This window comes from Streptomyces sp. 135, assembly GCF_020026305.1.
Lineage (GTDB): Bacteria > Actinomycetota > Actinomycetes > Streptomycetales > Streptomycetaceae > Streptomyces.
This window is the reverse complement of the sequence record NZ_CP075691.1, coordinates 7,072,157-7,084,810: the sequence shown is the minus strand read 5'-3', so window position 1 is coordinate 7,084,810 and position 12,654 is coordinate 7,072,157. Positions and strand designations below refer to the sequence as shown.

9 protein-coding genes are annotated in these 12,654 nt (G+C 71.1%); 2 read left to right on the top strand and 7 right to left on the bottom strand.

Annotation, left to right across the window (positions count from 1 at the left end; translation table 11 throughout):
- Positions 1-4: 4 nt before the first annotated feature.
- Positions 5-613: a dihydrofolate reductase family protein gene (locus tag KKZ08_RS31815; protein WP_223777712.1), complete on the bottom strand. Its 609-nt coding sequence runs from the start codon at positions 611-613 to the stop codon at positions 5-7.
- Between the two features lie 181 nt (positions 614-794).
- Between KKZ08_RS31815 and KKZ08_RS31810 the strand changes: the two genes are divergently transcribed.
- Positions 795-1,535, top strand: coding sequence for a 3-oxoacyl-ACP reductase family protein (locus KKZ08_RS31810; protein ID WP_223777711.1), 741 nt, complete (start codon positions 795-797; stop codon positions 1,533-1,535).
- Between the two features lie 17 nt (positions 1,536-1,552).
- Here KKZ08_RS31810 and KKZ08_RS31805 read toward each other — a convergent pair whose 3' ends face one another.
- From KKZ08_RS31805 to allB, 4 genes are all read right to left on the bottom strand, one after another.
- Positions 1,553-2,020 (bottom strand): hypothetical protein, encoded by a 468-nt coding sequence (locus tag KKZ08_RS31805; RefSeq protein ID WP_223777710.1) that lies wholly within the window; start codon positions 2,018-2,020, stop codon positions 1,553-1,555.
- Positions 2,017-6,438, bottom strand: a complete 4,422-nt coding sequence (locus KKZ08_RS31800) for a DUF6531 domain-containing protein (protein WP_223777709.1) — start codon at positions 6,436-6,438, stop codon at positions 2,017-2,019. The genes KKZ08_RS31805 and KKZ08_RS31800 overlap by 4 nt, the downstream gene beginning before the upstream one ends.
- A gap of 186 nt (positions 6,439-6,624) precedes the next feature.
- Positions 6,625-7,740 (bottom strand): allantoicase, encoded by a 1,116-nt coding sequence (gene alc / locus KKZ08_RS31795; RefSeq protein ID WP_223777708.1) that lies wholly within the window; start codon positions 7,738-7,740, stop codon positions 6,625-6,627.
- 4 nt (positions 7,741-7,744) lie between these two features.
- Entirely contained in the window at positions 7,745-9,118 is a 1,374-nt protein-coding gene (allB, locus tag KKZ08_RS31790) for an allantoinase AllB (RefSeq protein ID WP_223777707.1), read from the bottom strand.
- A gap of 348 nt (positions 9,119-9,466) precedes the next feature.
- On the opposite strand from allB, the gene KKZ08_RS31785 reads away from it, so the two are divergent.
- Positions 9,467-10,288 carry an IclR family transcriptional regulator gene (locus KKZ08_RS31785; protein WP_223777706.1) on the top strand — a complete coding sequence of 274 codons (822 nt, stop codon included), beginning with the start codon at positions 9,467-9,469 and terminating at the stop codon, positions 10,286-10,288.
- Positions 10,289-10,776: 488 nt separating this feature from the next.
- Here the strand turns inward: KKZ08_RS31785 and KKZ08_RS31780 are convergent, their stop codons facing one another.
- Together KKZ08_RS31780 and KKZ08_RS31775 are read right to left on the bottom strand one after the other, a co-directional pair.
- On the bottom strand, positions 10,777-11,499 hold the full coding sequence (locus KKZ08_RS31780; RefSeq protein WP_223777705.1) for an ABC transporter ATP-binding protein: 723 nt from the start codon (positions 11,497-11,499) through the stop codon (positions 10,777-10,779).
- The gene (locus tag KKZ08_RS31775) at positions 11,496-12,617 is read right to left on the bottom strand and encodes an ABC transporter permease (protein ID WP_223777704.1); all 1,122 of its coding nucleotides are present in this window, start codon (positions 12,615-12,617) and stop codon (positions 11,496-11,498) included. The genes KKZ08_RS31780 and KKZ08_RS31775 overlap by 4 nt, the downstream gene beginning before the upstream one ends.
- Between the last annotated feature and the right edge of the window lie 37 nt (positions 12,618-12,654).

Here is a 12,654-nt window from a genome sequence, read left to right as displayed (position 1 = left end):
GCTCTCAGTAGCTGCCGTACTCCGGTCGCCCGGCGCGCTCGTACGTGCTGATGACGACGCCCGTGGAGGTCGTACGCGACTGGGCGAGCCGGAAGGCGGTGGGCAGGACGCCCTCCGCGAAGAGCCGCTTGCCGGTGCCGAGGACGACCGGGAACGTCAGCAGGTGCAGGGTGTCGATCAGGTCGTGCCCCATCAGGGACTGCGCGAGCCGACCGCTGCCGTGCATCTGGAGCTCGCGCCCCGGCTGTTCCTTGAGCGCGGTGACGTCCTTGACCAGGTCGTCGCGGCCGATGATCCGGGTGCCCTGCCAGTCGGCGCCGGTCAGGGTGGTGCTCGCGACGTACTTCGGCAGGTCGTTGAGTTTGGTGGCCACGAGGTTGTCGGGGTCGTGCACCGCGGGCCAGTACCCGGCGAAGATCTCGTACGTCCCGCGCCCGAGCAGGAACGCGTCGGCCTGTTCGAAGACCTGGTCGATGAAGGCGCCGAAGTCCTCGTCGCCGTAGGGCACGGACCAGCCGCCGTGTTCGAAGCCGCCGCCGCGGTCCTCCTCCGGGCCGCCCGGGGCCTGGAAGACCCCGTCGAGGGTGAGGAACTGGGTGAATGTGATCTTCATGGCGAACGCCTCTTTTCGGGGTGATGCGGTCCTGTCACCTACTCAGACCGTGCCACCGACCGGAAGTCATCGCCGCTCGGGCATCGGCAGGTGCGCGTCCGTTTCCCGCCAGCCCTCGGCCCGGTCGGCGCCTTTCATTGAACCCGCAAGCACTTATCCGGCATACGAACGAGGTACAGACATGTCTTCTCTCACCGGCAGGACGGCCCTGGTCACCGGCGGCAGCCGCGGCATGGGCGCGGCGATCGCGCTGCGTCTGGCGCAGAAGGGCGCGGACGTGGCGATCACCTACGTCCACAGTGAGGCGGCGGCCCAGGAGGTCGTCGCGAAGATCGAGGCCACGGGGCGGCGCGGTTTCGCCGTGCGGGCGGACGCGGCGGACGCCGGGGACGCCGCGGGCGCCGTGGAACGCGCCGCCGACGACCTCGGCCACCTGGACATCCTCGTCAACAACGCGGGCATCGGAGTCCTCGGCCCCCTCGCCGACCTGTCGCTCGCCGATGTCGACCGGGTCCTGGCGGTCAACGTACGCGGCGTCCTCCTGGCCTCCCAGGCCGCTGCCGGACGGCTCAGCGACGGCGGCCGGATCATCACCATCGGCAGCTGCATGGCCCAGCGGGTCCCGGGCCCCGGCGGCACGCTGTACGCGACGAGCAAGGCCGCGCTCATCGGCCTCAACAAGGCTCTGGCACGGGAGCTGGGCGGGCGCCGGATCACGGCGAACCTGGTCCAGCCGGGCCCGATCGACACCGACATGAACCCGGCGGACGGCCCCTACGCGGAGGGGCAGAGCGCCATGACCGCGGTCGGCCGGTTCGGTTCGCCCGACGAGGTGGCGTCCCTCGTGGCCTACCTGGCCGGGGACGACGCCGCGTACATCACGGGCACCGAGCTGTCGGTGGACGGCGGTCACGCCGCCTGACACCCGGGGTCACGCACTCACGGGACCGCCACCCACGTCGCCCTCAGGTCGGCGCAGCGGACCGTGATCATGGCGTCCGTCAGTTCGGTACGGTGCACGACGCCGTCCTCGTGCGGGAGGGTCTCGTCGAGCAGCACCGTGATGGCCTCCATCCAGTCGATGGACGCTTCGTAGTCGACGGAGAAGTGCGTGACGCCGGTGTACTCGATCCGCAGTCCGGCGGAGTGCTTCCACCGGTTGGGGCGATAGGTGACCGACGCGGTGCCTGCCCTGCCCATGGTCGTCGTGGGCAGGGCGATGTCGGCGAGCTCCAGGTCCTTGACGCACCGCTCGCTCGTGTAGTCGTAGTGCCCGGCCTCTGACGCGAAGGCGCGGGCCCCCTCGGGAAGCGCGTCCCGGAATTCGGGAAGGGCGGCCACATAGGCACGCGCGTCGGTCCGGAACCCGTGGAGCTCCGGGTCCCAGTCGACCTTCACGTACTTCATCCGCACGATCCTTTCAGGCGGGGCCGCTTCCATTTGTCGCCGGAGATGTCCTCGGTTCCGCGAGGGCCGATGCGACCGGTTCTGCGCATGAACTTTACTGCCTCGCCCTTGAGGCGGTTTTCCACGCTGCGCGGGACCTGTACATCGGAATCCAGGCGGTGTTTGTCGAACCAGCCGTTGCTTCCGTACAGGCCGACCTCCCGGCCGTTCTTGTCGTAGACATGCATTTCGAAGTCCGTGGCATGCCCGATGTCGAAGGTGTCCATCCGGCCCCGGTAGCCCTCGCTGAGGTTGATCGGGTCCTTGGGGCCCCGGCGGGCGAGGCCGAGAGGGTCCTGCCAGGTCAGCGGGTTCGGCACATAGGCGTGGTGGTTGGGAGCCGGCTCCAGGCCGAGGGGGTCGGCGGAGGCGTACCGGGCCGTCTCGGGGTCGTAGTGGCGTGCGTAGTTGTAGTGCAGTCCGGATTCCGGGTCGTGATACTGGCCGGGAAAGCGCAGGGGGCAGTCGGCAGTGGCGGCGTACGCGCCGGCTTCCGGGTGCGGAACGGCCGCGCCCCATACGGTGGTGTGCGTCTGCCACGCGATGTCACCGCCGGTGGAGACGAGTTCGGTGGGAGTTCCCACCAGGTCGGTGACGATGGCGTGGAAACGCACGTCGTAGTCGGCCTGAGCGCGCTCGGTCTGGGCCAGGGGGCGGTGGGATTCCGGCTCGTAGTCCCACGTCGTCACCACGCCGTCCGTGACCTGTTCCACGAGCAGACTGCCGTCCCAGGTGAAGGTGGTCTGCCGCGCGAGCGTGCCGTCGGCGGCCTGCAGCTGTTTGGCGATACGGCGGCCCAGGGGGTCGTACCGGTAGTGCCAGGTCTCGCCGTCCGGTGTGGTCACCCGGGTGAGCCGGTCCTCGGCGTCCCAGGAGTACGTCCACACCCGCCGCTGCCCGTTCAGCAGGCGGCGGCTGCGACGGACGAGACGCCCCTGGGCGTCGTACTCGTGGTGGCCGTTCCCCGTCCGGTGCACGAGGGTGCCGGTCGCCGTCCACCCTTCGGGATGGCCGGACGAGCCGGTCACGTGGGCCTGGCTGAGGTTGCCCGCGCTGTCATAGGCGTAGCGCTCGGTCCGGCCGGCACCGTCGGCACCTGTGACCCGCCCGGCGGCGTCGAGGCTGAAGCGCCGACTGTGCGCGGCCGGCCCGCGGATCTCCGTGAGGTGCCCGTCGGGCCGGTAGGCGTACGAGCGGTGGCACAGGACACGGCCGCCGGCATCGGTACGTGCGCTGATCGTCTGGTCGGCCAGCTGGCCGACGGCGTCCCAGCCCTGAGCGAGGGCGACGCCGTCGCCGAAGCTCCTGCGTATCTCGTGACCGGCGGCATCGTGCCGGAACTCCATGCGCGTACCGGCCATGACCAGTGACAGCGGCCGGTCGGCCGCGTCGTACTGCCAACTGGACACCGTTCCGGACGGGGTACTGCGGGTCGTCCGGCGGCCTGCGGCGTCGTAGACGAACGAGGTCACCCGTCCGTTGATGCTCTCCCGCACGACCTGGCCCTGCGCGTCGTAGGCGAGCTCGACCTCCGCGTCCCTGTTGGCGGCGCGGACGAGACGGCCGTAGGCGTCGTAGGTGTACGAGGTGGTGTCGTCGGCGGAGCGCGCCAGCGAAACCTGGCCGAAGACATCCCGCTCGTAGCGGACGGTCTCGCCCGCCCCGTTGGTACGGGAGGTGAGCCGGCCCGCGGCATCGTGGGTGTAGGTGAGGCCCCGCCCGTTGAAATCGGTCTCGGCGACCAGCCGTCCCGCGGCGTCGAACGTGTAACTCCAGTGCAGCCGCTGCGGGTTGACCACGGCGGTCAGCTGGAGCTCGGTGTCGTACGTGAAGGTGTGGACCGTGCCGTCCGGGTCCCGTCGGCTCGTCGGCAGGGCGAAGTGCGTGTACGTGTGACACGTGGTGTGCCCGGCGGGGTCGACGTGCCGCAGGACGTTGCCCTCGCCGTCGTACTCCCAGCTCTCGACCGCGCCGTTCGCCGATTCGCGCCGCGCGAGCAGGCCCTCGACCGTCCAGGTGAGGCGGGTGACCGCGCCCGACGGATCGGTGACGGCGACGATGCGTCCGAAGGCGTCCCGGCTGACCCGGGTCCGCTGTCCGAGCGGGTCGGTGATCTCCAGTGTCAGTCCGGCCGGGTCGCACACGGCGTGCTGGACCCTGCCGAGCGGGTCGGTCACGGAGACGGGGCGTCCCGCTCCGTCGTAGCCGAAGTGGGTCTCGGCGCCCGCCGGGTCGACCGTCTTCAGCCGGTTGCCGCGGCCGTCGTAGGCGTGGGACCAGACCAGGCCGTCCTGGTCGGTGATGACCACCGGCTGGTTCAGTTCGTTGAAGACGGCGGTGGTGACGTTGCCGTCGGGCTGCTCGACCCTGACCATGTTGCCCGCGTCGTCGTAGCTGTACCGGGTGGTGTGGCCGAGCGGGTCGGTCCGCGAAAGGAGTTGGTCCCGGCTGTTCCACGAGGTGCGCGTGGTGTTTCCCAACGGGTCGGTCACCGAGACGAGTTGCAGCCGCTCGTTGTACTCGTAGCGGGTGGTGTGGCCGAGCGAGTCGGTGTAGCGGGTGGTACGGAGGTCGGGGTCGTAGCCGATGGTGCAGTCGAGGCAGCCTCCGGCGCCCTCGCCGCGGACGCAGCGGTCCTCCTCGTCGTAGGTGAAGCGGTACCAGTGGTCGTTGCGGTCGGTCCAGGAGGTGACGCGGCCGCGCTCGTCGTAGGTGAGCCGGTACGGCAGCCCGGAGGAGTCGCGGACCTCGCTCAGGTTGCCGTCGGCGTCGTAGCGGTAGGTCAGCAGGCTCGTGCCGGCGGGGCCGGCCTCGGGGTCGCGCAGTTTCAGCCCGGTCACCCGGCCGCCCTCGGTGTCGATGTCGATGTGGTAGCCGCCCGAGTGGCGTACGGCGACCGGGGTGCCGTCGGCGGCGCGGTCGATGTCGATGCGGTGGCCGTTGCGGTCGGTGACCGCCGCGAGCGGCAAGGTGAACGCCTCGTCGGCGGCCGCGGCGCGACCGGTCGGCGCGAAGTGGCGGGTGTGGCCGGTGTCGGGGTCGGTGATGCGGATGGGCGCCCCGGGCGCGCCGTCCCAGTCGAGGGGCCGGCGCGGACCCGCCACCGGCAGGACGGAGGCACCGGGTGCGGGCACCGGGTAGATGAGGATCATGCCGTCCTCGGTGGCGAACAGGGCGCCCTCGTGATCGAGTTCGAGGCGTTCGTCGAGCGTGGAGGCCCAGGAGGGGCCGAAGCAGCGGCCGTACTCGTAGGTCGAGAGATGGGTGCGGCGCAGGACCAGCGGCAGCAGGCCCGGCAGTTCCACGTCCGTCTTCTCCATGATCATTTCGCCGGAGACCATGTCGACGGGGTCGCCGTTCTTGCAGCGGCCCTTGGCGGGCTTGCTGGTGGCCAGGTCGTCCCCGCCGCGCCGCAGGCCGTTCTTCAGGCCCTTGCTCATGCCCTTGAGGCCCTTCATCCCCTTGGCCAGTTTGGCGGCGGTGGTCAGCCCCTTGGCACCGGGAACGCAGTCGAGGGCCGCGAAGGCGACGTCCATCAGGCCTGCTTGGCCTTTCCGGTATTTGTTGAGGGTGTCGGCCAGGACGATGGCTCCGGCGACGATGACGATGGCGGCCAGGATCGGACCGCCCACGATCATCGCGATGATGCCGACGACGGCGACGACGACCTTGCAGACCTCGACGATGGTGTCCCAGTTGTCGGAGACCCAGTCGCCGATCTCCTCCCACCACTTGCGGTTCGGGATCCCCGCGTCCGAGGCCTCCTCGATCTTCCGCTTCGCCGTCCCGGCGGCCTCTTCCCGCATCTTGCGGGCGTCCTCGGCCATCTTCTTCGCCGCCTCGAGTGCGCTCTTGGCGGCGTCCACGTCACCCTGGGCGGACTTCTGGGCCTTCTCGGCGGAGGCGGCGTTGCGGGTGGCGGCCCGCACCTTGGACTCGTCCGGCTTGGGGATGTCCTTGTTCTTGGAGCCGCCGCCGTCGTCCTTGTACTTGTCGGCCTCCTTGCCCGCCTTGTCCACCCACGAGTCGGCTGAGGTGAGGCGGGACTTGGCGGAGGCGAGGTCGGCCTGGGCCTCACGGCCCTTCACCAGAGCCTTGTCGGCGAGGGTCTGGGCGCGCTCCAGTTCCGGCCAGTACGCGGACAGGGCGTCGCCCGCCATCCCGTAGGACTTCTTGAGCTTCTTCAGCTTGGCCGGCGCGTCCTCGAACTGCTCCGTGAAGGCGTCCGCGGTCTTGCCCGCCCACCGCAGGATCGCGTCCTCGCCCGCCATCCCCTTGATGTCCCGCAGCACCTTGCCGACGTCATCGGAGAAGTCATGCAGATCCTTGGCGAGCTTGCGCACCCGATGCGGATCACCCGGCGTCGGATCCTTGTCCAAGTCCAGGACATGCCAATCCCTCGGCCGATGGCCCCCCATGCGCCGTCCCCCGTATACGTACTTCACCAGCAGCTTTGCGCACGCAGGAATGTACAAGGGCGGAAGTACCGACGGAAAGTCCAGGAGATGGGTGCGGGGCGCACCGGGGCTGTCCACCCGGTGCGCCCCACGTTCAGCGGGGGCGGATCAGCCGCCCAGCTCCTGGTGGCGGGCCGCCAGCTTGGCGGCGCCGTCCTCGGTCAGCGAACCGAACAGGCGCAGCCGGGAGATGCCGCCGTCCGGGAAGATGTCGACGCGTACGTGCGTGCCGACGACCGGGGTGTCCAGGACGAAGCGGTGGTTGGTGTCGGGCTGGAGCCGGGTGCGGGGCAGCGCCTCGACCCACTCGCCGTTCTCGCCGTCGCGCACCGAGAGCGAGGCCCAGCCGGCGGAGTTGCCCTTGAGGTAGGCGGTGTCGATCTCGACGGCGCGGATCTCGGACTGCTGGACGAGCCGGTAGCGGATCCAGTCGTTGCCGGTGTCGCGGCGGCGGCGGGTCTCCCAGCCGTCGTCCATCTTGCGGGAGCGGCCCGGCTGGATGGTGTTGGTGGCCGGGGAGTAGAAGCGGTCGGAGGCGTCCTCGACCTGGCCGCCGTTCTCCAGGGCGACGACGTCGAAGGTGCCGAGCGCGGCGAGCCACTTCGGGTCGGCGGCGACCTCTCCGTACACACGGAGGCGGGCGATGCCGCCGTCCGGGTGCTGGTTGACGCGCAGGTGCGTGAAGCGCTGCTCGACGTCGACGGCGAAGCCGTTGGCCGCGTGTCCGCCGACGGGCGTGCGCGGGACGAGGGTCGTCCACTTCACGTCGTCGCCGCTCAGCTCCTCGGGCGTCGGGGAGCCCTCGACGCTGGTGCCCTCCACGGACACGGCCTGCGGGTAGTTGCCGCGGAAGTGGGCGGTGTCGACGACTATGCCGCGGATGACGCCGGGGGCGCCGAGCCGCACGAGGGCCCAGTCGTGGTCGGCCTCGGTGGGCCACGGGTGCTCTGCGGAGACACCGCGCCGGCGGCGGGTCTCCCAGCCGTCCATGACCTTGCCCTTGTGCCCGAAGTGCTCGGGGTCGAAGACGGCGGGGTGCGGGAGCAGCAGGTTCTCGCGCATCGCGAAGAACTCGTCGTTGGCGGCGATCACCCCGGCGCCGAGCTGCCGGTCGGCGAGGTTGGCGTACTGGGTGAAGGGGAAGTCGGCCGTGCGGTAGTCGGCGTAGGGCTCGCCGCCGCCGTAGGGGCTCGCGTCGCCGGTGAAGTGCGGAATCGCCGTCACTGTGTCAGTTGTTCCTTTCCAGAAGTCGGCCCGCGGGTTCGGTGAACTCGCCGCCGTGCAGGATGCGTTCGCCGCGCAGCCAGGTGGACTTCACGACGCCGCTGAGGGTCTTGCCCGCGTACGCCGTGACCCGGTTCCTGTGGTGCAGCTCCGCGGGGTCCACGGTGAAGGTCTCGTCGGGCGCGAGGACCGCGAAGTCGGCGTCGCGGCCGGCCTCGATGGCGCCCTTCTGGTCGAGTCCGACCAGTTGTGCGGTGCGCGTGGACATCCAGCGCACCACGTCCTCAAGGGTGTGCCCGCGCTTGCGCGCCTCGGTCCATACGGCGGGCAGGCTCAGCTGGAGCCCGGAGATGCCGCCCCAGGCGGTGGCGAAGTCGTCGGTCTTCAGCTCCACGGTGGACGGGGAGTGGTCCGTGACGATGCAGTCGATGGTGCCGTCGGCCAGCGCGTCCCACAGCAGGTCCTGGTTGCCGGCCTCGCGGATGGGCGGGCAGCACTTGAACTCGCTGGCGCCGTCCGGGACTTCCTCGGCGGTCAGGGTCAGGTAGTGCGGGCAGGTCTCCACCGTCAGCCGTACGCCTTCGCGCTTGGCGGCGGCGATCAGCGGAATGGCGTTCGAGGAGGACAGGTGCAGGACGTGCACGCGGGCGCCGATGCGCTTGGCGACGGCGATGAGCCCCTCGATCGCGGTGTCCTCCGAGACGCGGGGCCGGGTCTGGAGGTAGTCCGCGTACTTGGGGCCGCTCGTGTGCGGGGCGGCGTCCAGCTCGTGGGGGTCCTCGGCGTGCACGATCAGGAGCCCGCCGAAGCCGGCGATCTCGGCCATCGAGGTGGCGAGCTGGCCCTGGTTCAGCTCGGGGAACTCCTCGACGCCGGAGGGCGAGAGGAAGCACTTGAATCCGAAGACACCGACGTCGTGCAAGGGCTTCAGATCGGCGACGTTGTCGGGCAGGGCACCGCCCCAGAACCCCACATCGATGTGCGCCTTGCTGCGGGCGACGTCCTGCTTGGTGCGCAGGTTGTCCACCGTCGTCGTCGGGGGCAGGGAGTTGAGCGGCATGTCGACGAGGGTGGTGATGCCACCGGCGGCGGCGGCGCGGGTGGCGGTCCAGAAGCCCTCCCACTCCGCGCGGCCCGGGTCGTTCACGTGGACGTGGGTGTCGACGAGGCCGGGCAGCAGGACGTCGTCGCCGAAGTCCTCCAGGCGTGCGCCGTCCGGCACCTCGGCGTCGTACGCGCCGACGGCCGCGATCTTCCCGCCGGAGACGGCGACCGAGGCGGCGCGCGTCCCCTCCGGGGTGACGACGCGGGTGGAGCGCAGCACCAGCTCCACACCCGCGGCAACGCCCGTGTCCACGTCCACGTCCTTCTCGGACACCCGTGTCCCCTCTCTTCTGTTCCGCTACACAGACCTTTTGCTTCCGCTTAACGGAATTCAACGTTCTGTTGAAGGAGTTTTCACGCTTGCCCTCACGGCGTCAAGGGTTGACTTCGGCACCCGGCGGCCCCCAGGTCCCCTACTGGACGTTTCCACAGAGTGGAATTACAATTCCACCAACCAGAACGTAGCTATCCACAAGCGTGGCGCGGTGAGCCACCGGACAAGCCCGCGAAGACACGGACAAAGCCCCCCTGACCGGCTACGACGCCCCCACGCGCGAGACCCCTTGGCAAGAACCGCCCGGTAGGCTGCTCCCTTGCCCGCCAGCACCGAAAGGAACGCGCCGTGCCGACGTCAAGCGCCAACGACGCCCTTGCTGAAGTCGCCGCCTCGAAGCCTCCCGCCGCGAGCGGTGGCGTTCAGTCACTGGAGCGCGCCTTCGATCTGCTCGAACGGATGGCGGACGCGGGTGGCGAGGTCGGCCTGAGCGAGCTCTCCGCCAGCAGCGGCCTTCCCCTCCCCACGATCCACCGCCTGATGCGCACGCTCGTCGCCTGCGGGTACGTACGCCAGCAGGCCAACCGCCGCTACTCGCTCGGCCCGCGCCTGATCCGCCTCGGCGAATCGGCCTCGCGGCTGCTCGGTACGTGGGCGCGGCCCTATCTCGCGCGGCTCGTCGAGGAGACCGGGGAGACGGCCAACATGGCGCTGCTCGACGGTGACGAGATCGTGTACGTGGCGCAGGTGCCGTCCAAGCACTCCATGCGGATGTTCACCGAGGTCGGCCGGCGGGTCCTGCCGCACTCCACGGGTGTCGGCAAGGCGCTGCTCGCGCACACGCCGCCGGAGGAGGTGCGGGCGCTGCTCGCCCGTACCGGGATGCCGGCCGCCACGGAGAAGACGATCACGACGCCGGAAGGGTTCCTCGACGCGCTCGAGGAGGTCCGCCGTGCGGGGTACGCCGTCGACGACAACGAGCAGGAGATCGGCGTACGGTGCCTTGCCGTGCCGGTGCCCGATTCGCCCACGGCGGCGGCGATCTCGATCTCCGGTCCGGCGGGGCGGGTGACGGAGGCGGCGACGGAGAAGATCGTGCCGGTGCTGCAGCAGGTGGCGGTGGAGCTCTCCTCGGCCCTGGCCAGCGCGGGCTCCGGCGTCTCGCCCTGACCGCCCCGTACCCGGCGGTATCCCCTGCCCCGCCGCTCCGCGCCGGATGTCTCCCACCCGCCCGCCCGATACTCGGCGTCGAGATGTCGAAGTAGGGACAGGGAGGGATGGGGCGCCGCCCGCAGTCGAACGTGGGCCCGAGGGAAACAAGGGCCGCCGACGTCCCCGCAGCCGCGAGCGCGCCGAGGGGACGTAGGGCGGGGGCCGTGGGGCACATGAGCCGCCGACGGCCACAGGCGCCCGCGCACCCGAGCGAGGACACGAGCCGACGCCGGCCCGCAGTCGCCAGTCGGCCCGAGCGAGGACACGAGCCGACGCCGGCCCACAGTCGCCAGTCGGCCCGAGGGGACGTGGGGGTATGTGCGCGCGGAGCACAGTGGTGGTCATGAGGGAGGCGAAGCAGCCGGACCCCCGCGCCAAGATGGCGAGCACGGACATACCCCCGCGGCCCCGCCCCCAAGACGCGCCCCAGGCGACCCGACGACGGCCTAAGCCGCCCCCGCCCCCGCCCCCAACCGCCCATCCACCATCCCCACCACCCGATCCGCCACCGCCAGCCCCGCCCGGTCATGCGTGACCAGCACGGTCGCCGTCCCCCGCTCCCGCGTCAACCCCGCCAGCAACTCCAGCACCGCAGCCCCCCGTTCATGATCCAACGCACTGGTCGGCTCATCGACCAGCAACACCGCCGGCCCGTTCATCAACGCCCGCGCAATCCCCACCCGCTGCCGCTGCCCGCCGGACAGCTGATGTGGGCGCCGATCCGCCTCCCCCGCGAGCCCCACCGCGGCCAGCAGCTCCCGCGCCCGCTCCCGGACCCGGCCCGCCGCACCTCGCCGACGCCGCCCCCCGTCCACGTGCGCCATCAACTCCAACTGCTCCGACGCCGTCAGCGAGGCCAGCAGATTCGGCTGCTGGAAGACGATGCCGAGGCGCCGCCGCCGCAGCTCCGCCTTCTCGGCCCGGCTCAGCGCCGCCGTCTCCACCCCGTCCACCACCACCCGCCCCCGATCCGGCGTGACCAGCGTCGCCGCGACGGCGAGCAGGCTGGACTTGCCGGACCCGGACGGCCCCACCACCGCGGTCAGGGTCCCGCCCGGCACATCGAGCCCCACCCCGTCCAACGCGGTCAGCCGCCCCGCGCCGTCGGGATACGTGAGCGTGACGTCCTCCAGCAGCAAGGACGACGACAGCGACCGACCACTACTCATCGAGCACTCCCCAGCGCGACCAACGGATCGACGGCGGTGATCCGCCGCACGGACAGACCGGCCCCGACCGCACCCAGCGCGATCATCACCACGGCGGGCCACAGCACGGTCGACGGCTCCAGGACGAACGGGACGTCACCACCGCTGACGGCCCCGCCCACCACCACCGCGATCCCGGTCCCCACCGCCGTACCGGCGACGAGCATCGCGACGGCCTGCCCGAGCGCGTCCCGCAGCAGATAGGCCGTGGAGGCGCCGAGCGCCTTCAGGACGGCGATGTCGGCGCCCCGCTGGATCGTCCACACGGTGAAGAACGCCCCTATGACCAGCGCGGAGATCACGAACAAGAAGCCCCGCATCAACTGAAGGGAGCCGTTCTCGGCCTGGTAGGAGCCGATGGCGGTGAGCGCGCCGTCGAGCGACTTCGTTTCGGTCCCGGCGGCCTCGTCCCCGGCGGCCAGATCGGCTCCGCCCCCGGTCCGCAGCGCGATCACCGTCGCCTGCTCGTCCCCGGAGGTCCCGCGGTGCCCGAGCCGCTGCCAGTCGTCGAGGGAGATCCACACGACGGGCGTATGGCTGAACGAGGCGTCGGAAGCGACCCGCACGACCCGCACCTGCACACCCCCACCCCCACTCCCACCGCCGGCCTCGCCCCCGCCCCCACCCCCGAGCCGGACACGGTCACCGACACCGGCTCCCAGCTCATCGGCGGCCTTCTCGGAGAGCACCGCCCGCCCCGGAGCGACACCGTCCGGCGCGATCCCGGAGTCCGGCTCGACGCCGAAGGCGGAGACCGCGCCCGCCCGCTCACCCGCGGTGGCGTTGAGGGTGCTGATACCGATGGGCTGCGCGGAGGTCACGCCGGACCGCCCCGCCCACTCCTCCCAGGCGCGCCGGGGCACCAGTGAGTTGGTGAAGGAGACGGACCGGCCCTCGGGCGGCGCGGCGAACGCCAGGTGGTCGGCGGGCAGCCCGGTGATGGCCGAGGTGTTCTCCCTTGCCAGCCCCTCGGTCAGCCCGGAGAGCAGACCGACGAGCAGGGTGATGAGCACGACGACGGCCCCCATCAGGGCGAACCGCCCCTTGGCGAACCGCAGGTCTCTCCATGCGACGAACATGCCCCCACCCTGCGTGCCCGGCCCCGGGCCGGGCATC